Origin of the sequence: Pedobacter flavus (assembly GCF_036324285.1) — a bacterium.
GTDB lineage: Bacteria > Bacteroidota > Bacteroidia > Sphingobacteriales > Sphingobacteriaceae > Pedobacter > Pedobacter flavus.
Genome location: NZ_JAZDQU010000001.1, coordinates 599,416 through 618,826, shown reverse-complemented (window position 1 = coordinate 618,826; position 19,411 = coordinate 599,416). Strand labels below are relative to the sequence as shown.

Below are 19,411 nucleotides of genomic sequence, written 5' to 3'. Positions count from 1 at the left end.
TTTATTTTAAATTAAGAGGCACATTTTTCACCAATCTTCCGATTGGGTATCTGTTAAATGTGGGCTCATAATAATCTGAGTTTTTATAGATAAAATTTAATTGAGCTTGTGCACTTTTTTGCATTTCAGGATCTGCAGCTTTTGCACTTTCAAATTTAGCTTTTAATTCTGGGTCTTTTTTCAATAATTCTGCAGCAGTATCTTCGAAAATATAAGCAGAAAAATGCTCTTTTTGAGACAATACCGAATCAAAGAAGTTCCAATTAAAATATGAGTCAATACCTTGTGGCTCTAATGTTTCCACAATATATCTATTCGTTGGTTGATTAACATATACTACATAATCCCCTTCGAAAAATTTAATTTTCTGAACCACAGTATCCAATTTTACAGCAGAATGATTGTAATGTCCTTCGTATGGTCGCGGAGCAGTTTTATAATCTACAATATAATACATTTCCACCTCAATGGTTGTGTTTTGGGTTAATCTCTGCATTTTAACCCTATTAAGTTTGAATAGCTCAATTACATTTTCCCATGCTTGAGGAATTATATAGGCTATAGGTTTATTTACGCTTGCAACAGGCTCATATTTATCGTAAAAACGTATAGTTCTGGTGAAAGGGTCATTTCTATCATAATATAATCTCGAAAGTCCGCTAACATCACTTGGTTTTTGTTTAGCGTTAAATCCATGGAAAGTTATGGTGTCGAATGTAGAACGATTAAGTTTAAACTCTAATGGGAAATTTACTTGTTTGGCAACATCAGCATCAGCTTTAGCTTTGTTTTCGCCAATTATTTTGGCGTCTCTTTGTGTTATTTCTACATAAGATTCCAATAATTTATAAGTTGCATCTACTCTTTTATCGAACGATTTTAACATATGCGTTTCTGGCATAAAGCTTAATGAATTATGTAGTGCTGCATAGCCTGTAGAATATCTTGGCGATTCCATAAAACCTGAAATACCAGCGTCAGGAGAGTTGCTAATAGAATTTACATAGGGAACCATTTCATAGCCTTTTTTGGCCATTGATTTATATAAATCTGGCACCATTGTTTTGGATATATAAGTAGATAATTCTTTATTAAGTTTATCTTTTTGAGTAGGGATTAAGGTCATCGTGTATTGATAATCCGATCCGTTACTCGTGTGTGTATCTACAAATACCTCCGGTTGCCAGGTATTAAAAATTAGTTGAAAAGCTTTTGAATTTTGAGAATCTGATTTTATAAAATCCCTGTTTAAGTCGTAATTTCTTCCATTTCCTCTAAAACCATATTCAACTGGACCGTTCTGATTTGCTCTAGATGTTGAGGTTCTATTATGACTTCCATCAATATTATATATAGGAATAATGGCGATTACAACATCGCTGGGTAATCTATTCCCTTTTAATAAATCTCTAGCCAACATCATACTGGCATCAATTCCTTCAGGTTCTCCTGGATGAATTCCATTATTAATTAATAAAACTCTTTTATTTGCCTTTTTTACAGCCACAGGGTCTACAATTCCATCTTTAGAAAGAACTAATAAATGAAGCGGCTTGCCGAAATCTGTTTTTCCATAAGTATAAAGTTTACTTTGTTTTGGATAGGATTTGGCTAATGATTCATAATATTTTATAGCTTCAGCATAAGTAGTAGTTGCAACTTTATTGCTGGCTTCATAAGGTGTAATTTGTGCATTTACTTTATTTAGAGAAAATATAGCATAGCTTAAAAGGCAGAATTTTAGTAATAGTTTCATAGTTCTTTTGATAGCTGGTATGATAACAAATTTAATTAATCCCAATACAATTATTTAATTTTGAGAATGAATCTCTTAGAAAACAAAAATGAATCAATTTCTCAACGTTTTATACGATATGTTAAAATTGATACACAATCTGATTCCAATTCCGAAACAGTGCCTTCAACCGAAAAGCAAAAGGATTTGCAACGGGTTTTGGTAGATGAATTATTGAAAATGGGGATAAATGACGCTCATTTAGATGATTTGGGCTATGTTTATGCTACTATTCCATCAACATCGGCTAAAAAAATTCCTGTAATTTGTTTTTGTTCTCATGTTGATACTTCTCCCGATTGTAGTGGTAAAAATGTTAAACCTATTATTCATTATAATTACAATGGGGAGGATTTAATATTGCCAGATGATGAAAATGTTGTTATAAAACTTGAAAATCATCCTGATTTAAAAGCCCAAATAGGAAATGATATAATTACTGCTAGCGGAACAACGTTGCTAGGTGCTGATAATAAAGCTGGTGTTGCGGCCATAATGCAAGCAGCACAGTACTTTATTGAAAACCCAGATTTTGAACACGGAGAAATAAAAATTCTGTTTACCCCTGATGAAGAAATTGGAAGAGGCGTTGATCATGTTGACTTAAAAAAATTAAATGCCGACTTTGGTTATACTATAGATGGAGAAACATTAGGCTCTATTGAAGACGAAACTTTTTCTGCAGATGGTGCTATCTTAGAAATAAATGGCGTTAGTGCACATCCTGGATTTGCGAAAGGAAAAATGATTAGCGCTATAAAAATACTTTCAGAAATTATCGGCTTGTTGCCACCAAACTTGAGTCCAGAACATACCGCTGGAAAAGAAGGGTTTATTCATCCTACAGATATTTCAGGAAATATTGAATTGGCAACTGCTGAATTTATATTAAGAGATTTTGATAATACTAAGCTGCAAAATCATGCTCAATTGCTACAGCAAATAGCAGCACAAGTTGTAAAAAAACATCCAGGAGCCGGCTTTAAACTTTCTATCCATGAACAGTATAGAAACATGAAAGAAGTATTAGAAAAATATCCCTTTGTTACTGATTATGCAATTAAAGCAATAGAAAGATCGGGATTGGTTCCAAAAAAACAATCTATTAGAGGGGGGACAGACGGAACAAGATTGTCTTTTATGGGGTTACCATGTCCTAATATTTTTGCTGGAGAGCATGCATTTCACAGCAAGGAAGAATGGGTTAGTATTCAAGACATGTTAAAATCAGCCGAGGTAATAATTAGAACAGCGGGAATTTGGGCCGAAAATTCAGGAAATTAGATTTGAGGATATAATTCAGCAAGTAACTCGTACGACCTGATTCTATCTTCAAAATCTTCGGTAATGGTAACGGCAATTATCTCATCTGTTTTATAAGCGGCAGCTAATTCGTCTATCTGTTGTTTAATTTGAGCAGGGGTACCAGAAAGCATTCGTTGCCTATTATAATTTATTCTCAATAGATCTGAAGCGTCGTAACGTTCGTTTTTTATGTCGTCGAAATTAATGGGCTCAAATTTTCCACCTTTTTCTAATTGAAGGAAGCGATAATCCATAACCGCCTGTTGTTGGAATATTTTTTCCTCATTTTCGCTGCAAAAAATAAATGCAGCAACATTTACTTGTGGTTGTGGCGTAAATTCTGTTGGCTGATAGCGTTCTCTATACATTTCAACAAACTTGGGTCCGCCAGACGGATTAATAAAATGAGCAAATGACATCCCCATTCCAAAATGAGCGGCAAAAATTCCACTTTGTCCACTCGAACTTAATAACCACATAGGTGGCGCAGAAAGTGCTTGTGGAATGGCAATAATTTTCGACTGGATACTATTAGGGTCGTGCGATTCGTGTAAATAATTTCTTAAATCGTTAATTTGGATTAATAAATCTTGTTCATTAAAACTATTGGATGGATTTAAAATACTTGCGGTTAATCGGTCTGTACCTGGTGCTCTTCCAAGACCTAGATCTATTCTTCCTGGTGCTATAATCTCTAGCATTCTAAAGTTTTCTGCAACCTTTAATGCACTATGATTTGGGAGCATAATTCCGCCAGATCCTAACCTAGTATTTTTTGTAAAACCAGCTAAATGTGCAATTAAAACCTCTGGAGTAGAGCCAGCTAATGTTGAAGTATTATGATGTTCAGAAACCCAAAACCTTGTAAATCCTAATTTATCGCCCAGCTTTGCCAGCTCTACCGTTTCGGCAATGGCTGTATGTGCAGAGACACCCTTTCTTACTGGTGATTGATCTAGTATGCTTAATTTTAAATTGGATTTACTCATAAGAACAAATTTATTCTTTGTTTATCCGAATTAGCGTTAAAATGTTTTATTCTTACTTTAAGATTACTTTAAAGAAACTAAGTATTGATCATTTCCATCTTCATACAATAAATTGAAATGCCAACCGGTTTCTTCCGCTAATTTTTTCAACGTATTCTTATCAATAAAGAGCCATTTAAACCAGTTTCCTTTTTGAAACTTATATTCATAGCAATATTGTACTTCGCCATAGTAATGTGCGATGGGGAGTTCGATTCCTTGATCATATAAATAAGCTATATCAGAACTATCAAATAAAAGTTGTCCGCCTTCATTTAAATAATTCCGAGCTTCCTGTAAGAATTTCTTCAGATTTTTTATAGTCCCAGTAAGTCCAATTCCGTTCATTAAGAACAAAAGCGTATCAAACTTTCCTAAACTCTTATCGGGGAAAATAGTTTCAATTACATTTTTAACGCCTCTTTTTCGCATAATTACACAAGCTTCATGCGAACTATCTAAGGCAGTTACGTTAAGATCTGGTCTTTCTTGAAGAATTAAAGCATGACTTCCTACGCCTGCCCCTACGTCTAAAACCTTTCCTCTACAATTTTGCATAGCAATTAGCTCTAACTCCGGCATATCCTCTATCGATCTAAAAAAAACATCAATAGGCATTGTTTCTGGCTCATCGTAAGTGTTGTGAAGCCAGACCGTCTCCTTAGGGGCACCTTCAAAGAAATCTTTTAATGCAATTCCGTAAATATCCATGTGGCAAAATTAACGATATTGACTTTTATAAAGTGAAACTTTCGCCTAAACTTGGAATAATTACATCTTTAAAACCTTTCTCCTCTAAATTGTTCGCGAAAGCATTTTGAACATCTGGCACTCCGTGTACCAAAAATATTTTTTTTACCAATTTTGGATCTTGATTAGTTAAAAACTGCAGCAAATCGTCACAATCTCCGTGGGCACTCATAGAATGTAGCGATTGAATGTTTGCCTGCACAAAATAGGTGTTTTTAAAAATTTGAACTTCTTTAGCGCCAGACACTAATCTGCCCGCTAAAGAGCGCGGTTCGGCATATCCAACAATAAGAATTGTGTTTTTTTTATTTGTAATTGTGTTTTTTATATGATGCTTTACTCTGCCACTATCGGCCATTCCGGAAGAAGAAATAATAACACAAGGTCTGGCTTCATTATTTAAAGCCTTTGACTCTTCTACATTTTCAATAAACCTTAATCCTTTGAAATTAAAAATATCTTCATCTATCCTCATTATCCCCTTAACGCCATTGTTATAAACATCAGGGTGGTTTTTTAAAATTGCAGTAGCTTTAGCTGATAAAGGACTATCGACATAATAATTTAGATCTGGAAGCTTATTTTTTAGTTCCAAACTATTTAATGCAAACAATAATTCTTGCGTTCTTCCGACACTAAAAGCAGGAATAATTAACTTTCCTTTATTAATAACACAAGTTTCTCTTATTAACTCATACAAACTGTCTTCTACTGGAGCTGTATCTTTATGAAGTTTATCTCCATACGTAGATTCCAGAATTATATAATCTGACTGATTAAAAACTTGTGGATTTTTGAGCAATAAATCTCCATATCGGCCTACATCACCACTAAAACTAATTTTTGTTTCCTTTCCATTTTCAATAATACTTAAGTGAATTGCGGCACTGCCTAAAATATGTCCGGCATCAGTAAAAACAAATGAAATATCCTCGTTGATATGGAAAACTTCATTGTATTCAATTATCTTAAACTTATTGATGGTATTTATTACGTCGTTTTCGGTATAGAGCGGATAATGTAAATCTTCATGCGCTTCTAAATGCCTGTTTAAATATTCGGCATCTTGTTCTTGAATTTTTGCAGAGTCTAATAAAAGAATTCTGGCTAAATCCATAGTTGGAGCGGTAGAAAAAATGGGACCATTAAAACCTTCAGCTACCAGCTTGGGTAATAAGCCGCAATGATCTATGTGCGCGTGCGATAAAATTACATAACTAATAGAAGAGGGGTTGAAACCAAAATCTTGATTTAGTTCTTCTGTTTGGCTACCTAACCCTTGGAAAAGGCCACAATCTAATAAAATATTAGTGCCATTTTCCAAGGTTATTAAATGTTTGCTGCCGGTAACAGTTTGGGCAGCGCCGTGAAAACTTAATTGCATCCAATTAAGTTACACATTTTTTAATTCATTTACTTTATTCTGAATCGTATTACTTGCTGCGGACACCTTTTTCTCCACCAAATTGCTTGTGTCTGAAGCTTTCGATTTAGTTTTAGAAATGAAATCTTTAGTATGATTTACCACATCTGAAGCCCAATCTGAGATTTTGTTTTTTATTTCATTCTCTTTATCTGAGCACATAATTAATGCTATTACAGCGCCTACAGCAGCTCCTGCAAATAGACTTGTTAAAATTTTACCTTGATTTGTCATGATTCTTAATGTTTTTAAAATCAACAAACTAGGGTGAAAAAGGTTTATGAAAATTTGAATTAAGAAATAGAAAAGGACGAATAAAAGCATAGAAAAAAGGGGGTATTTTGGATAGCCCTTGGTGTGGGAGGGAGATTAGTTAGGAATTAATAGATTTTTTTGAATCAACGCTTTGATAATAAAAGAATTCTATTTAACTTTGCATCCCCGAAAGATTCGGGAAAAAGAACAAATTTTTTATAATTAAATAAAAGCAAGTGAATACGTTAAGTTTTAAAACTGTCTCTGCCAATGCAAAAACCGTCAACAAGCAGTGGGTTGTTGTTGATGCGCAAGGAGAGATTTTGGGGCGCTTGTCATCTAAAATCGCAATGATTATTAGAGGTAAGAACAAGCCAGAGTATACCCCACACGTAGACTGCGGAGATAACGTGATTGTTATTAATGCAGACAAGGTTAGACTGACTGGGAACAAATTTTCTGAGAAGGAATATGTTTCATATACTGGATATCCAGGTGGTCAGCGTTTCATTTCTCCAAAGGAATTAATGGCGAAACATCCTGAGCGTGTGATTGAGAAAGCCGTTCGCGGTATGTTACCAAAAACAAAATTGGGTGCAAAGTTGTACAAAAATTTATTTGTATATGCAGGTGAGAATCATCCGCATGAGGCACAAACTCCAAAAACCATTAAACTTTAAGAAATGTCAGTTACAAACACTTCGGGTAGAAGAAAAACAGCTGTTGCTCGTATCTATTTAAAAGATGGTGATGGCGTAATTACCGTAAACGGTAAAGATCATAAAGAATATTTCCCAACACTTCCATTACAATACATTGTTAATCAATCATTAGAGGTTTCTGAGATGGTTGGAAAATATGATGTTCAAGTTAATGTTGCAGGTGGAGGTATTAAAGGACAAGCTGAGGCTGTTCGTTTAGCTATTGCAAAAGCAATTGTTGAATTAGACTCTGAAAAGAAACCAGCATTACGTGCTAAAGGGTTAATGACTCGTGATATGCGTATGGTTGAGCGTAAGAAACCAGGACGTAAGAAAGCTCGTAAGAAATTCCAATTCAGTAAACGTTAATCTAAGGAGACAAAAACAATGGCAAGAACAACATATCAAGACCTATTGGATGCAGGTGTACACTTTGGTCACCTTACCCGTAAATGGAATCCAAAAATGGCTCCTTACATTTTCATGGAGCGTAATGGAATCCACATTATCGATCTTAACAAGACGTTAACAAAAACAGAAGAGGCTGCTTCAGCGATAAAATCAATCGTTAAATCTGGTCGTAAAATTCTTTTTGTTGCGACTAAAAAACAAGCAAAAGAAATCGTTGCTGAGCAAGCAAAAAAAGTAAATATGCCTTTCGTAACTGAACGTTGGTTAGGTGGTATGTTAACTAACTTTGCTACAGTTCGTAAATCGATCAAAAAGATGTCAAACATCGATCGTATGACTAAAGACGGTACTTATGCAATTCTTTCTAAAAAAGAGCGCTTAATGATTCAACGTGAGCGTATTAAATTAGAAAGCCTTTTAGGGGGTATTGCAGATTTAAATCGTTTACCTGCTGCTATTTTCTTAATTGATGTTAAGAAAGAGCATATTGCAGTAGCTGAAGCATTGAAATTAAATATCCCAACATTTGCAATGGTAGATACAAATTCGGATCCTTCGAATATTGATTTCCCAATTCCAGCAAATGATGATGCTACAAAATCAATTTCTTTAATCACTGACGTAATTGTAAAGGCTATCGAAGAAGGTCTTGAAGAACGTAAACGTGAAAAAGATGAAGAAGCTGAAAAAGAAGCAGTAGCTGCTAAAGTAGCTGCTGATGAACCAGAAGTTAAAGAACCAGGTGCTAAAAGAAGCAGAAAATCTGCTCCTGTAGCTGGTGAAGGTTCTTCTGAAGAAGCTTAAATAATTTTTGTAATGGGTCTGAAATGTAACGCACAAGATTTTTTTCTTGAATGTACATTCTGACCCATTATTATTTTAAAACTAAAAAAAACATACAATATCATGTCTACAGTACAAATTACAGCTGCCGATGTAAATAAATTACGTCAGCAAACTGGAGCAGGAATGATGGATTGCAAAAAAGCTTTAATTGAAGCTAATGGAGATTTTGAAGCAGCAGTAGATTATCTACGTAAAAAAGGTGCTAAAGTTGCTGCAAGTCGTCAAGATCGCGACAGCAATGAAGGTGTTATTATCGCTAAAGCTACAGCTGATGGTAAACGCGGTGTAATTATTGAACTTAACTGCGAAACAGATTTCGTAGCTAAAAATGCTGATTTCGTTGCATTAGCAAATAAATTCGCTGATTTAGCAATTGATTCTAATCCAGCTGATTTAGAAGCGTTATTAAACGCTGATTTAGATGGCCAAAAAGTTTCTGAAATTATTGTTGAAAATACAGGTAAAATCGGTGAAAAAATCGGTATTTCTAAATTAGAAACCGTTACTGGTGAGCAAGTTGTTGCTTATATCCATGGTAACTATCGTTTAGGTGTATTAGTTGCTTTAAACCAAGCTGGTGCTGGTGTTGAAGAAGCTGGTAAAGATGTAGCTATGCAAATTGCTGCAATGAACCCAGTTGCGCTTGATAAAGGCGATGTAGATACTAATACTATCGAACGCGAAATGGAAATTGCTAAAGAACAAATCCGCGCAGAAGGTAAACCAGAAGAAATGGTTGAAAAAATCGCTGCTGGAAAATTAAATAAGTTCTATAAAGACAGTACTTTATTAAACCAAGAATTCGTAAAAGATTCTTCTAAAGATGTTCGTAAATTCTTAGACGAAACTTCTAAAGGTTTAACTGTAACTGCATTCAAAAGAATTCAATTGGGCGCTTAGTCTAATTAATTTAATATTTAAAAGCTCCTTCGAAATTATTCGAAGGAGCTTTTTTGTTTCTATATAAAGTATATTCCTAATTTTGTGGGTATGAGAAATACACCACTGGCAATTTTAAATGCAAAAATTTTCGACGGATTTAACTGGATTTATGACAAGATAGTTGTTGTAAATGAAAATGGTGAGGTTGATTTTGTAGATGTTTTGCCTACTAATGTGGATTTTATTGATGCTGATGGAAAACTATTAGTTCCAGCTTTTACTGAATTACAAGTTTATGGAAGTGGCGGTAATTTATTTTCTGCCTACCCAACTTCCGAAACACTCCAACAAATGGAGTCGCATTTAAAAAGTCATGGTACAGCTTCATTTTTAGCCTGTGTGGCAACTAATTCTGATGTGGTGATTTATGATTGTATTAAAGCAGCCAAGGAATTTAGAAAGACAGCTAATGGTTTCTTGGGTTTACATTTAGAAGGCCCATTTTTAAACCCATTAAAACGAGGGGCACATGCAGAAAAGTATATTCGTAAAGCAACTTTAGATGAAATAAAAGCCCTTTTAGATTTTGCCGATGGAACAGTGCGTATGATGACTATTGCCGCAGAGGTGCAAGATGAAGCGGTTATTCAATACCTATTAGATAGTAATGTGATTCTTTCATTGGGACATAGTAATGCCAATTTTAATGAAGCAACTCAAGCTTATAATTTGGGTGTACAAACTACCACTCATCTATTTAATGCGATGTCGCCAATTCACCATCGTGATCCAGGTATTCCTACCGCCTTATTTTCTCATAAAAAGGCGCTGGGAAGTATAATTGCAGACGGAAATCATGTTGATTTCGAAGTGATAAAGTTTGCTTCAGCTTTATTAAAAGAAAGATTATTTTTAATTACAGATACAGTTTCGGCATGTACAATTGGTCCGTACCAACATACCTTGGTAGGCGATAAGTTTGTAACTCAAGATGGCACTCTTTCTGGAGCAAACATCCAATTATTAGATGCTGTAAAAAACTGTGTCGAGAAATGTTCAATAGATTTGGGTCTGGCATTAAAGATGGCATCTAAAATTCCTGCACAATTAATCGGTGAACAAGTACGCTTTGGAACAATACTTCCAGGAAAAGGTGCAAATATGATATTATTAAATGCTAATTTAACTCTAAATCGAGTATTTTATTAAGTATTGATACTTAGCATTCGTATCAACTAAAAAAAAATGATAATTTTGAAGAATTATTATAAAGTTTAGGCTTTGTTCACTATTTCTCAATAAAAATATCAAATGAATTATAAACGCATCCTATTAAAATTAAGCGGAGAGTCCTTAATGGGCGATAAACAATACGGTATAGATAACGAAAGGGTTCGTCAATACGCTGAAGATATTAGAGATGTAGTAGCTAAAGGAATTGAGATTGCAATTGTAATTGGTGGCGGAAATATTTTCAGAGGCTTAAGTGCTGAAAAGTCGGGGATGGATAGAGCACAAGCCGATTACATGGGGATGTTAGCGACCGTAATTAACAGTATGGCCTTACAAGATGCTTTGGAAAAAGTAGGTGTAAAAACCAGATTGATGACAGCGATAAAAATGGAACAAATTTGTGAGCCATTTATTCGTAGAAGAGCCATGAGACACTTAGAAAAAGGAAGAGTAGTTATATTTGGTGCAGGAACAGGAAATCCATATTTTACTACAGATTCTGCAGCTGCTTTAAGAGCAATTGAAATTAAAGCCGATGCTGTAATGAAAGGCACAAGAGTGGATGGAATTTATACGGCAGATCCTGAAAAAGATGCTTCTGCAGTACGTTTTGATGAAATTACATTTAGAGAAGTTTTCGCTAAAAACTTAAATGTAATGGATATGACGGCATTTACATTATGTGAAGAAAATAAACTTCCAATTATTGTATTTGATATGAATAAGCAGGGAAACTTTATGAAACTTGCCTCAGGTGAGAAAATAGGCACCCTTGTTAGAGGATAATTATAAGATTGAAAATATCATCAAATGAACGATTTAATTAAATTACAGCTTGAGGATGCTCAGGCATCGATGAATAAAGCAATTATACATTGCGAATCTGAATTAACTAAAATTCGTGCAGGGAAAGCTTCTGCAGGAATGTTAGACGGCATTATGGTAGAATATTATGGTAACCCAACGCCATTAGCTCAAGTGGCTGGAATTACTACACCAGATGCTAGAACTATTCTTATTCAGCCTTGGGAAAAGCAATTATTAGTACCAATTGAAAGAGCAATTCAGGAAGCTAATATTGGCCTAAATCCACAAAATGATGGTGTTGTAATCCGTTTGGTTGTTCCTCCTTTAACAGAAGAACGTAGAAGAGATTTAGTGAAAAAAGTTAAAGAAGAAGCTGAAAGAGGAAAAATTACAGTAAGAAATATACGTAAGGATGCAAACGAACGCATTAAAAAATTAAAAGCAGAAAGTGTGTCAGACGATGAAATTAAAACGGGTGAAGCTGAAGTTCAGAAAATTACCGATAGCTTTATTATTAAAGTAGATAAATTGGCTGAAGCTAAGGAAAAAGATATTATGACAGTATAGTAAATTTTAATTTACTGACATTCAGATGTTAAAGGGAGTGACTTGATTTCATTCCCTTTTTTTTATTTTTACATTTTCCATAATTATTATGAAAATTCTGCTTCGTTATTTGAAGAATTATAAAGGTTTAATTGCATTGGCATTATTGCTGGCTGCTGTAAATCAAATTTTCTCTTTTCTAGATCCTTATGTTTTTAGATTAATAATAGATAAATATATCACCAATATTGGCAACCACGCTTTCACTACTTCAGAATTTATAAAAGGAGGAGGGACATTAATATTATTAGCGATGGGGGCAGCGATGGTTTCTAGAATAGCTAAGAATTTCCAAGACTATTATGTTAATGTTATTACCCAACGTTTGGGTGCAAAAATTTATAGCGATGGATTGGCTCATTCATTGGAGCTGCCTTATCAGGTTTTTGAAGATCAGCGAAGTGGTGAAACGCTAGGTGTTCTACAAAAAGTTAGGACTGATGTTGAACGATTAGTTCAAATGATGATCAATGTATTGTTTACCAGCTTGGTGGGGATAGTTTTTGTTACGGTTTATGCTATATCGGTTTATTGGGTTATTGCTGTAGTCTATTTTTCGGCGGTTCCATTATTGGGCTTTTTAAGTTCAGTATTAAGTAAAAGAATTAAAAAAATTCAAAAAACAATAGTAGCCGAAACTACGGCATTGGCAGGTTCTACCACAGAATCTTTAAGAAATATTGAGCTGGTAAAGAGTTTAGGTTTAGCAAAGCAAGAAATAGAGAGATTAGGAAATACTACCCAAAAAATATTGGGGTTGGAACTTAGGAAGATAAAATATATTAGAAGCTTAAGTTTTATTCAAGGTACTTTCGTTAATTTTTTAAGAAATGGATTATTGTTCTTAATGATGTATCTCATTTTTGTGGATAAGATAACTGTAGGAGAGTTTTTCTCTTTGTTTATTTATTCATTTTTTATTTTTGGGCCACTTCAGGAGCTTGGAAATATTATTAATGTATATCGCGAAACAGAGATTTCATTAAATAATTTTCAGAAAATATTATCAACACCAAAAGATCCAAAACCTTTAAATCCAATTTCTTTAGATAAAATAACCAACTTAAATTTTAATCATGTTGGATTTAAACATTTATCGGCAAATAATAACGCATTAGAAGATGTAAGTTTTGGCGCTAATCAAGGCGAAACGATTGCCTTTGTAGGGCCTTCAGGAAGCGGTAAGACAACACTTGTAAAGCTTTTGGTTGGATTATATAAACCCAAGGTAGGCGAGATTTTGTACAATGGTGTTTCTAGAGAAGAGATAGACTTAGATGTATTGCGTGAAAAAATTGGCTTTGTTACTCAAGATACTCAGTTGTTTTCTGGAACCATCCGTGAAAATTTATTGTTTGTTCAACCTAATGCTAGCGACGAAGATTGTTTAAAGGTTTTACACCAAGCAGCTTGTCAGAATTTATTAGCCCGCGCAGAGAAAGGTTTAGATACTATAATTGGCGAAGGTGGGGTAAAAGTATCTGGCGGTGAAAAACAGCGATTATCAATTGCCAGAGCATTATTAAGAAGACCAGATATTTTAGTGTTTGATGAAGCAACTTCTTCTTTAGACTCAATAACTGAGGATGAGATTACATCTACAATTAAGGAGGTTAGTGATATAAAAGATCAAATTACTATACTAATTGCCCATAGATTATCTACAATAAAGCATGCCGACCGAATTTTTGTCCTAGAGAAGGGACAAATTATTGAGACAGGGACCCATGAAGAATTAATTGGTAAAAATGGATTGTATTATGCTATGTGGAGACAACAAATAGGAGAACGTTAAAATAGTGTAATAGTAGTTTAATAATTTTAACTATATTGAAACCATGATGCTTATTAATTTGGGCGGTGCCGAAATAGTTTTGGTATTAGCCATTGCTTTTATACCACTTGCGCTAACTTTATATTGTATTTTAGATATTTTTAAAAGTCAATTTAAAGATCAAAACACAAAATTATTATTTCTAATAATAGTTATTCTTGCTCCTTTTCTGGGGAGTTTGGTTTACCTTTTCTTAAGAAAGAAGTTTAAAAAGTAGAGTTTAAATTAAAGGAGTGGTATTATTATTCCTCATATAATCTAATTTATATTGGAACATTTCTGCCATTCGTTCTGCTCTCCATAAAGCGTCTGTGGTTTTTTGCCCAGTAAAATTAGCGGTTAAAGTGTCTTTCCATAATTGTAACCAAATATCAAAATGTTCTTTATGAATAGGAAGTTTTGCATGAGCTAAAAATGGACTTCCACTGTAGGCAATTTCATCTAATAAAATTGTTTGCCAAAAGCGGTACATTTTATCTAAATGTTTTTCCCAATTATTCCCAATCACGTCTTTAAAAATTGGGCCAATAGTTACATCTTCTCTAACTTTAGAATAAAAAGTGTCAACAAGAAATTTGATGTCTTCTAAGTTTTCAATATCTTTCTGTACCATATAATCAAAGTTCGTAATTAAATGATTATAAGCTAATAATAAATGTAAGGTTACAGTAAAAACATTTGATAGGCTTCGTAAAAATCAGGGACATCAATTATTGCAGCTGATGCCGCAATTCCATAAATGCCTGTATGTTTTAGGGCAATTACATCATTATATTTTATGCCGCCTACAGCGATAATTGGTGTTTCTAAATTGTTTTTTTGAATTAATTCTTTCGCGAATTTATAATCGGCTAAACTTATATGTGTATAATTATTTGGCTTTGTAGTTGAATTTGAAAATGGGCCATATCCAATATAATCCGCCCCAGCTAGCGCATGTTTTAATACTTCGTCTGGTGTTTTAGCACTTATCCCTAAAGTGTAATTTTCACCTATAATCTCTCTAATTTCCTTCAAATTTGCATTGAAATCTTCAAGGTGAAACCCTTGGATATCTGCCTTTCCAGCTAAATGTATATGATCGGTTACGATTAAGGTGGCGCCCCATTCATCACATATTTCTGCAATCTCATTTATTTCCCTTAAAACCTCTTCTTGAGGTTTATTCAATTCTCGGTATTGAATCCACTTACCACCCGCTTCACAAGCCAATTGAGCTTGCGAAACGGAAGATAATTTTGGATTATTATTAGTTATAAAATGAAATTTGTCTATATATTTTTTCATTAAAAATTAATATTAAGATTGGTTATAAAATGTCGGCCAGCCTGTGGGAAATAAAAGTTTTCAGTAACTCTTTTACCTCCATAATAATAGCCAAAAGTATAACCATTACTTTCATATTTTTTGTCGAATAAGTTATTAATCAATAATCCCAATTGAATATTTTTAATCCCTAATATGGAAAAGCTATACCCCATTCTAAGGTGATTAACAAAATGACTGTTCAAACTTCTGCTTTCATGCTCAGTATTATCTAAATATTGCTTACCAACATATTTGGATTGAAAACTTAATGCAAGGTTTTTCAATGGAATATAAACTAATTCTGACCCTATTATGGTTGATGGAGAGAACGAGATATTGGTGTTTTTGTAAATTTCTTCTACCTGACCACCATTATCATAATCATCACTATAATCTATATAAGTATTTATTTTATTCTGGCTGATAGCTGCATTGGCAAGAATTTTAAACTTTGAATTTATGGTGTAAGCAACATCAGCTTCTAAACCAATTCTGTAGCTTTTAGGTACATTTTGTCGGAAATACTCTCCTACTTCATTAATTTTTCCTGTAATAATTAATTGGTCTTTATACCACATTCCGTAACCATTTATACCAAAATCTAAATTTTTTGTGTTTGCTCTATAACCTATTTCTAAGTCGGCCATTCCTTCTGGAAGTGGTGTAAATCCATTACTAAAGTTTATGTAATCGTCTCTATTTGGCTCTTTTTTCGCAAAACTAAGCGAAGTATATAAATGCTGATTTGAGTTCAGAATATAATTTAAACCAAATTTTGGATTGAAAAAATTTAAATCATCTTTTACGAAAAGTTGGTTTCTGTTTTTATCTGTTCCAACAACCCGATAGTTTATATTTCTATATTGTAAATCGCCAAAAAGATTAAATTTTTCAGATACATTGAAATTTAATTTACCATATACATTAAAGTCTTTTTTTGTTCCTCTATTATCGTAGTAATGATTATCCAAATTAATTACATTTCCGAAATTAGACTTAATAACCTCGCCAAAATGATCTCCAAGGTATTCATTATAAGCTCCTCCAATTGTCCAGCTTAATTTATCATTCTTAAAACTCAATGAATAAGTTATCCCATAGAAATCATTATCAAGCCATCTTCTTCTAACTAAATCTGATCTTTCTATTGTTGTATTGCCAATTAAAACCGGTGAAATGCCGTAATTACTTAACTTTTGATTTTCTTTAAATTCTTCAAAATATCCTTTTCCATCTGTATAATGTGCGGCCAAGTTTAAGTTATAATTATCGTTTAACTGAACAGCATATAACGCTTGATAATGTTTTTGCCAATAATTATCGTTTTGATCTTCATATAAAAAACTATTATAGGTCCGCGGATTAGCGTTAATGATATTTAATGCATCATTGCCACTTAAACCATTTCTATTTATATAATCGTTTATATCATTCAAATTGCCTCTCAGTTTGGCTTCTGGAATTCCATTCCACGCTTGGTAAGTTTGTTCCTTGCCTCCAAAAACATTAACTCTTAAAACTTCTTTATCTGTTTTAAATGCTCCAGATACAAAGTAGGATTGTAAATCACTCTTACTTCTATCAATAAAGCCATCTGATTTAATTCTCGACAGTCTGCCTTCGAAACTAAAATTCCCAATTAATCCTGTGCCCAGTTTAATCGTGTTTTTTAAAGTACCGAATGAACCAATAGAATTATTTGTTGAAACAAATGGCAAGTCGCTAACAGACGAAGTTAAGATATTTACACTCCCGCCAAAAGAGCCTGCACCATTTGTGGATGTGCCTAAACCTCTCTGGATTTGAATATTATCAATAGAAGAAGCAAAATCGGGCATATTAACCCAAAAAGTACCTTGACTTTCACTATCGTTGTATGGAATTCCATTTATCGTTACATTAACCCTTGTTGGATCGCTACCTCTAATTCTAATGCCTGTATAGCCCACCCCGGCACCAGCATCAGATGTTACCACTACGCCTGGGGTATTTTGAATTAAAAAGGGTAAATCTTGTCCGAAATTTTGATTTTCAATTTCGGATTTAGAGATGTTTTTGAAAGTTGAGACGCCTTGCTTTCCAACTCTGGTAGATTGTACTAAAACCTCTTCAGCGATAAAGGATGTTGGAATAAGTTTAATTTGGATAGATTTGTTAGCTTCTATTTCTACAACATGGGTATTCAACTTATAACCAATATGGCTTAAGGTTAGTGTGTAAATTCCCGGTTTTAAATTGTTGAATTCAAAAATTCCATTTTTGTCAGAAACATTTAATTTGTTGGTTTCTTTAATGCGAATAGTTACATCGGGTAATGGTAAAAGCGTACTGTTGTCAGAAACTGTGCCTGTAATTTTAAGCTGTGCAAATGCCAGACATGGCAAAAAGCAAGCTGCAAGAGCAGCAAAAATAATTTTTTTCAATTTTGTTAATTTTTAGTAAAACCAACTGCAAGAAAGGGTCACTTACAGCCCAGTTAAACTCCATAACTCCAATCCCTACGCCGGCATTATCCGGATCAGGTGCATTTGAGCGTAGAAGGTGGAGACTGTATAACTTTTCGGTTCCAGTTTAATGGAAACTCCGTCCTGATTATCTTCCGGACTTCCCGAATTTCGGACTACTTAACTTTACGGTCTTCTTCTTACTGCTCAAAATGGGTATGTTCTCAGCCTTTATTTATGTTTTTATAAAACAAGGCACCCCTTATGATGGGGTAAATGTAGGGAGAAAAGATGAAAGAAAAAAGATAGAGTATGCGAATGATGAAGGAATCTTTAAACTTAAGAATAATGACAAATAAATTGGTGGCGTTATTTTGGGCTATTTTGTAAGTAAAGGAAGTTTTAAAATGAAGATTTCGTGTAATAAATCATATGAACTCTTCAATTATTTTATTTTTAGCTGTGATTTTTTAAAATTTTAGTTTGTTTTAATTTAATTAGAATTATAATTTAAGATAAAAACTTATAATAAGAAACGCTTTTCTGTTTTCTGAAATTGAAGTTTTATGTAAAAAAATTGCGCCAATCATTTAATTAAATTAAATTTCAAGAAAAATGTTGCGAAATGAAAAAACAATTAACCTTTTACTTGTATTTACGTTAATTTTCTCATTATCTTGTAAAAAAGATAACACTGCACAACTTTCAAAAACTACTTTAGTTACTGAAGTAAAAAACATTTTGAGGCGTTAAATTCTATTAAGACCTTAAATATGACTTCCCAGACTGGAAAAACTATGCCATTGAGATATAACCCAAAGTGGCATTTAGCGACTACAATAGATATTAATGGCAATTCTTCTTTGATTGTTCCAATTGAATCAAATTTGATAAGAGCCGTCGGAGTAGATAGTCAGGTTAAATTAATTGTTGATATTCAAAACGATAATTATATATTCAAAACGCTTACTCTCAACATGAAAAATGATGTCAATTTAAGTGCATCTGATTTGTACAACTTTGCGTTTGTTGAAAAGGATGCGCCTAAAAATGGGTTAGGAATTTCCGAAATAAAAATCTTTAACCACCGTCTTCAACTTGAGAAAATAATTGCAAGTTCAGGAGCAAATGTGTCAATAGTCAGGTTTGACATCGTTTTAAATAAAGATAATTCAACCATTAAAAAATCAAATAAAGATTTTCGTTTTGCTTATATAAAGCCACCCTCTGAGAATTGTTTTGAGATTGATTGGTACCTGCAAGAATGGGAACATGATGAATTTGGGAATCTAGTGTTTTTTGATGAAACATATATGGGTACTGAAACCATCTGTCAAGATTTAAATGGAGGAGGGGGGAGTGGAAGTGTTCCAATTATTAGTGAAGAAAATTTAGCAGATCATTTGCCTTCTAGCGCCTCTATTACCTTGTCAAGTACGGAACAAATAAACTACCCGAATAATAGAAGAGTACTTTATAAATGGACTTTTGCGAAAAGTTTATTCGAGAGCTTTCATTCAATTGAGGAAGGTTTTCATAAAAAGGTAAATGGAATATGGGAATGGCAAAGTCTGGGTCATTCTTCGATGTTGAGAGACGGATACAGTATATTGGTTACGTCCGATATGAGTATTGTGAGTAACAATTTTCACGTAGGAAAGTATGCAGCTGGCGCAACACTTTATTGGCAACACGTCGGTAAGGCATTGTTTCAAAGGGGACCGGTTGTATCAAATACATCGGGTGTTTCAAATAGTGAAGTTTGGGATTCTCGAAATTAAAA

20 protein-coding genes are annotated in these 19,411 nt (G+C 33.6%); 12 read left to right on the top strand and 8 right to left on the bottom strand.

Annotated features, from left to right (window positions below; genetic code table 11):
- Position 1: 1 nt before the first annotated feature.
- Positions 2-1,756, bottom strand: coding sequence for a M14 family metallopeptidase (locus VRU49_RS02840; protein WP_330145266.1), 1,755 nt, complete (start codon positions 1,754-1,756; stop codon positions 2-4).
- A 66-nt stretch (positions 1,757-1,822) separates the two neighbouring features.
- Between VRU49_RS02840 and pepT the strand changes: the two genes are divergently transcribed.
- On the top strand, positions 1,823-3,079 hold the full coding sequence (gene pepT / locus VRU49_RS02835; protein WP_330145265.1) for a peptidase T: 1,257 nt from the start codon (positions 1,823-1,825) through the stop codon (positions 3,077-3,079).
- On the opposite strand, the gene VRU49_RS02830 is transcribed toward pepT, so the two are convergent.
- The 4 genes from VRU49_RS02830 to VRU49_RS02815 form a co-directional block, all read right to left on the bottom strand.
- Positions 3,076-4,089, bottom strand: coding sequence for an LLM class flavin-dependent oxidoreductase (locus tag VRU49_RS02830; protein WP_330145264.1), 1,014 nt, complete (start codon positions 4,087-4,089; stop codon positions 3,076-3,078). The genes pepT and VRU49_RS02830 overlap by 4 nt on opposite strands.
- Positions 4,090-4,152: 63 nt before the next feature.
- Entirely contained in the window at positions 4,153-4,839 is a 687-nt protein-coding gene (locus tag VRU49_RS02825; RefSeq protein ID WP_330145263.1) for a class I SAM-dependent methyltransferase, read from the bottom strand.
- Between the two features lie 25 nt (positions 4,840-4,864).
- The gene (locus tag VRU49_RS02820; RefSeq protein ID WP_330145262.1) at positions 4,865-6,262 is read right to left on the bottom strand and encodes an MBL fold metallo-hydrolase; all 1,398 of its coding nucleotides are present in this window, start codon (positions 6,260-6,262) and stop codon (positions 4,865-4,867) included.
- Positions 6,263-6,271: 9 nt separating this feature from the next.
- Entirely contained in the window at positions 6,272-6,535 is a 264-nt protein-coding gene (locus VRU49_RS02815) for a YtxH domain-containing protein (RefSeq protein ID WP_330145261.1), read from the bottom strand.
- A gap of 257 nt (positions 6,536-6,792) precedes the next feature.
- Here VRU49_RS02815 and rplM point away from each other — a divergent pair, with 257 nt between their 5' ends.
- The 9 genes from rplM to VRU49_RS11465 all read left to right on the top strand — a co-directional run bounded on the left by rplM (position 6,793) and on the right by VRU49_RS11465 (position 14,093).
- Positions 6,793-7,236, top strand: a complete 444-nt coding sequence (gene rplM, locus VRU49_RS02810; RefSeq protein WP_330145260.1) for a 50S ribosomal protein L13 — start codon at positions 6,793-6,795, stop codon at positions 7,234-7,236.
- Positions 7,237-7,239: 3 nt separating this feature from the next.
- A complete protein-coding gene (gene rpsI, locus VRU49_RS02805) occupies positions 7,240-7,626 on the top strand; it encodes a 30S ribosomal protein S9 (protein WP_330145259.1) in 387 nt (128 codons plus the stop codon).
- Positions 7,627-7,644: 18 nt separating this feature from the next.
- On the top strand, positions 7,645-8,472 hold the full coding sequence (rpsB, locus tag VRU49_RS02800; protein ID WP_330145258.1) for a 30S ribosomal protein S2: 828 nt from the start codon (positions 7,645-7,647) through the stop codon (positions 8,470-8,472).
- Between the two features lie 102 nt (positions 8,473-8,574).
- Positions 8,575-9,414 carry a translation elongation factor Ts gene (gene tsf / locus VRU49_RS02795; RefSeq protein WP_330145257.1) on the top strand — a complete coding sequence of 280 codons (840 nt, stop codon included), beginning with the start codon at positions 8,575-8,577 and terminating at the stop codon, positions 9,412-9,414.
- Between the two features lie 90 nt (positions 9,415-9,504).
- Positions 9,505-10,605: an N-acetylglucosamine-6-phosphate deacetylase gene (gene nagA / locus VRU49_RS02790; RefSeq protein WP_330145256.1), complete on the top strand. Its 1,101-nt coding sequence runs from the start codon at positions 9,505-9,507 to the stop codon at positions 10,603-10,605.
- 102 nt (positions 10,606-10,707) lie between these two features.
- Positions 10,708-11,415, top strand: a complete 708-nt coding sequence (gene pyrH, locus VRU49_RS02785) for a UMP kinase (RefSeq protein WP_330145255.1) — start codon at positions 10,708-10,710, stop codon at positions 11,413-11,415.
- A gap of 24 nt (positions 11,416-11,439) precedes the next feature.
- Positions 11,440-12,003 (top strand): ribosome recycling factor, encoded by a 564-nt coding sequence (gene frr, locus VRU49_RS02780; protein WP_330145254.1) that lies wholly within the window; start codon positions 11,440-11,442, stop codon positions 12,001-12,003.
- An 88-nt stretch (positions 12,004-12,091) separates the two neighbouring features.
- Positions 12,092-13,837, top strand: coding sequence for an ABC transporter ATP-binding protein (locus VRU49_RS02775; RefSeq protein ID WP_330145253.1), 1,746 nt, complete (start codon positions 12,092-12,094; stop codon positions 13,835-13,837).
- 43 nt (positions 13,838-13,880) lie between these two features.
- Positions 13,881-14,093, top strand: coding sequence for a PLDc N-terminal domain-containing protein (locus VRU49_RS11465; protein ID WP_431311591.1), 213 nt, complete (start codon positions 13,881-13,883; stop codon positions 14,091-14,093).
- Positions 14,094-14,096: 3 nt separating this feature from the next.
- Here VRU49_RS11465 and VRU49_RS02770 read toward each other — a convergent pair whose 3' ends face one another.
- From VRU49_RS02770 to VRU49_RS02760, 3 genes are read right to left on the bottom strand one after another with little or no spacing between them, the layout of a single operon-like run.
- The gene (locus tag VRU49_RS02770) at positions 14,097-14,489 is read right to left on the bottom strand and encodes a group III truncated hemoglobin (protein WP_330145252.1); all 393 of its coding nucleotides are present in this window, start codon (positions 14,487-14,489) and stop codon (positions 14,097-14,099) included.
- Positions 14,490-14,539: 50 nt separating this feature from the next.
- Positions 14,540-15,163, bottom strand: a complete 624-nt coding sequence (locus VRU49_RS02765) for a thiamine phosphate synthase (protein WP_330145251.1) — start codon at positions 15,161-15,163, stop codon at positions 14,540-14,542.
- Positions 15,163-17,607 carry a TonB-dependent receptor gene (locus VRU49_RS02760; protein WP_330145250.1) on the bottom strand — a complete coding sequence of 815 codons (2,445 nt, stop codon included), beginning with the start codon at positions 17,605-17,607 and terminating at the stop codon, positions 15,163-15,165. Before VRU49_RS02760 ends, VRU49_RS02765 begins: the two co-directional genes overlap by 1 nt.
- Before the next feature lie 233 nt (positions 17,608-17,840).
- On the opposite strand from VRU49_RS02760, the gene VRU49_RS02755 reads away from it, so the two are divergent.
- Positions 17,841-17,987, top strand: coding sequence for a hypothetical protein (locus tag VRU49_RS02755; RefSeq protein WP_330145249.1), 147 nt, complete (start codon positions 17,841-17,843; stop codon positions 17,985-17,987).
- 414 nt (positions 17,988-18,401) lie between these two features.
- Positions 18,402-19,409, top strand: a complete 1,008-nt coding sequence (locus VRU49_RS02750; RefSeq protein WP_330145248.1) for a hypothetical protein — start codon at positions 18,402-18,404, stop codon at positions 19,407-19,409.
- The last annotated feature ends 2 nt before the right edge of the window (positions 19,410-19,411 follow it).

Excerpts from the sequence above, each read along its gene's own strand:
- VRU49_RS02840 (WP_330145266.1), bottom strand. The coding sequence starts at position 1,756 with ATGAAACTATTACTAAAATTCTGCCTTTTAAGCTATGCTATATTTTCT.
- VRU49_RS02830 (WP_330145264.1), bottom strand. The coding sequence starts at position 4,089 with ATGAGTAAATCCAATTTAAAATTAAGCATACTAGATCAATCACCAGTA.
- VRU49_RS02820 (WP_330145262.1), bottom strand. The coding sequence starts at position 6,262 with ATGCAATTAAGTTTTCACGGCGCTGCCCAAACTGTTACCGGCAGCAAA.
- tsf (WP_330145257.1), top strand. The coding sequence starts at position 8,575 with ATGTCTACAGTACAAATTACAGCTGCCGATGTAAATAAATTACGTCAG.
- VRU49_RS02815 (WP_330145261.1), bottom strand. The coding sequence starts at position 6,535 with ATGACAAATCAAGGTAAAATTTTAACAAGTCTATTTGCAGGAGCTGCT.
- frr (WP_330145254.1), top strand. The coding sequence starts at position 11,440 with ATGAACGATTTAATTAAATTACAGCTTGAGGATGCTCAGGCATCGATG.
- VRU49_RS02770 (WP_330145252.1), bottom strand. The coding sequence starts at position 14,489 with ATGGTACAGAAAGATATTGAAAACTTAGAAGACATCAAATTTCTTGTT.
- VRU49_RS02765 (WP_330145251.1), bottom strand. The coding sequence starts at position 15,163 with ATGAAAAAATATATAGACAAATTTCATTTTATAACTAATAATAATCCA.
- pepT (WP_330145265.1), top strand. The coding sequence starts at position 1,823 with ATGAATCTCTTAGAAAACAAAAATGAATCAATTTCTCAACGTTTTATA.
- VRU49_RS02775 (WP_330145253.1), top strand. The coding sequence starts at position 12,092 with ATGAAAATTCTGCTTCGTTATTTGAAGAATTATAAAGGTTTAATTGCA.
- VRU49_RS02755 (WP_330145249.1), top strand. The coding sequence starts at position 17,841 with ATGGGTATGTTCTCAGCCTTTATTTATGTTTTTATAAAACAAGGCACC.
- nagA (WP_330145256.1), top strand. The coding sequence starts at position 9,505 with ATGAGAAATACACCACTGGCAATTTTAAATGCAAAAATTTTCGACGGA.
- pyrH (WP_330145255.1), top strand. The coding sequence starts at position 10,708 with ATGAATTATAAACGCATCCTATTAAAATTAAGCGGAGAGTCCTTAATG.
- VRU49_RS02750 (WP_330145248.1), top strand. The coding sequence starts at position 18,402 with ATGACTTCCCAGACTGGAAAAACTATGCCATTGAGATATAACCCAAAG.
- rpsB (WP_330145258.1), top strand. The coding sequence starts at position 7,645 with ATGGCAAGAACAACATATCAAGACCTATTGGATGCAGGTGTACACTTT.
- VRU49_RS11465 (WP_431311591.1), top strand. The coding sequence starts at position 13,881 with ATGATGCTTATTAATTTGGGCGGTGCCGAAATAGTTTTGGTATTAGCC.
- VRU49_RS02825 (WP_330145263.1), bottom strand. The coding sequence starts at position 4,839 with ATGGATATTTACGGAATTGCATTAAAAGATTTCTTTGAAGGTGCCCCT.
- rpsI (WP_330145259.1), top strand. The coding sequence starts at position 7,240 with ATGTCAGTTACAAACACTTCGGGTAGAAGAAAAACAGCTGTTGCTCGT.